Origin of the sequence: Lactobacillus sp. A27, from assembly GCF_016742815.1 — a bacterium.
Lineage (GTDB): Bacteria > Bacillota > Bacilli > Lactobacillales > Lactobacillaceae > Lactobacillus > Lactobacillus gallinarum.
The window spans coordinates 1-1,310 of record NZ_JAEHNT010000027.1 but is presented as its reverse complement, the minus strand read 5'-3'; the positions used below and the strand labels follow the sequence as shown (position 1 = coordinate 1,310).

Annotated in this window: 3 protein-coding genes and 1 pseudogene; 3 read left to right on the top strand and 1 reads right to left on the bottom strand. The window is 36.3% G+C overall.

Annotated features, from left to right (window positions below):
• The first annotated feature begins 193 nt into the window (after positions 1–193).
• Positions 194–472: a hypothetical protein gene (locus JEM49_RS04375; RefSeq protein ID WP_087176888.1), complete on the top strand. Its 279-nt coding sequence runs from the start codon at positions 194–196 to the stop codon at positions 470–472.
• Positions 473–525: 53 nt separating this feature from the next.
• Here JEM49_RS04375 and JEM49_RS04370 read toward each other — a convergent pair whose 3' ends face one another.
• Complete coding sequence (locus JEM49_RS04370) at positions 526–621, bottom strand: toxin-antitoxin system HicB family antitoxin (protein ID WP_081776577.1); 96 nt, start codon at positions 619–621, stop codon at positions 526–528.
• Here JEM49_RS04370 and JEM49_RS04365 point away from each other — a divergent pair.
• A complete protein-coding gene (locus JEM49_RS04365; RefSeq protein WP_241146341.1) occupies positions 604–981 on the top strand; it encodes a pyridoxamine 5'-phosphate oxidase family protein in 378 nt (125 codons plus the stop codon). The genes JEM49_RS04370 and JEM49_RS04365 overlap by 18 nt on opposite strands.
• Before the next feature lie 28 nt (positions 982–1,009).
• Positions 1,010–1,310: pseudogene (locus tag JEM49_RS04360) on the top strand (excinuclease ABC subunit UvrA); the annotation flags it as partial.

Here is a 1,310-nt window from a genome sequence, read left to right as displayed (position 1 = left end):
ACAAAAAAAGAGATCGAATCCAAATGATTCGATCTCTAAAAAAGCACCCTTAATTGTCAATGTCTTAACTTAATGACATTGGATTGTCGCGATAAATGCTTTTTTCTTTGATTCCTCATTGTCTAATATTTGCAAAAAATCGGAATTTCCTTTATTTTGGATGTAACGGTCAGAACAAATAGGAGAGAATATCATGCGTGAAGGTTTAATCATTTTAGTAGCTCTAATCGGAGCTGGGTTTATTGTTTATTACTTTGATAAATATCGCAATCGCCGTTATCCAGAATCTAGACCGCAAAATCAAGGTGGAAATTGGGATGCTTTCTGGGCATTTTTGTTTCCATTCATTGGTTTTATCATGGCTATTTATTTCGCAATTGCTAAGCGCAATAAATTCCGCGCGAAGACCTGTGTTCTGTGGGCATTAGGCGGTATGGCTTTTAATGCAATTTGGTATTTATTGTTTAGGTAAAAAGGTTGATCAACTCTTGATGAAATTTGATCAACCTTTATTTTTTGATTGTATTAACTTTGAGCAAGTTTACTAACAATATATGAGTTAAGAGATACATTTTCTTCATCTGCTTCTTCGGCTAGATGTTCATGCAGGGATTTGGGCATCCTCGCAGTAATGCGGCTGATATTGAATTAGTTGATAAACAAAATCGTTTAATCTTTTCGACTATTGTAAATGGTGCATTCTATAATAGATTAAAAAAGCATCCCTTTATTTCAATTACTGGCTTAAAAGGAACAGAAACAATGAATTCAGTAGCTGTAACTGTCAATGGTAAAGTAGAGGAAGTTGATGATTCATACATGGATCAAATCTATCAAGTACATCCTGAAATGGTCGAGATTGATTCGGCTGATTCAAGATCAAGTAGAAGTACATTGCGTCCCTTTGCGATTACGCCGATTGATGGTTCAGTTTACGATTTAAGGCAAAAACCGGTTTTTCAGAAGCATTTTAATTTTTAAAAAACATTATTAAATAGAAAGGAACAATATGGCATTACCAAGTCAAATTGAAGTTAGAGGAGCAAAAGTTCACAACTTAAAGAATATTGATGTCAATATTCCACTCCATAAATTCGTCGCTATTTCAGGCTTATCTGGTTCTGGAAAGTCATCCCTAGCCATGGGAATTCTTTATGAAGAAGGATCGCGTCGTTATCTTGATGCGCTTTCTACATATATGCGGCGAAGAATCAAGCAAGGTGCGCGGGCTGATGTAACTTCAGTTAAGCATATCCCTTCAGCGCTGGCTTTACGTCAGCGCCCCAGCGTTCCAAATGAAAGAGCAACCG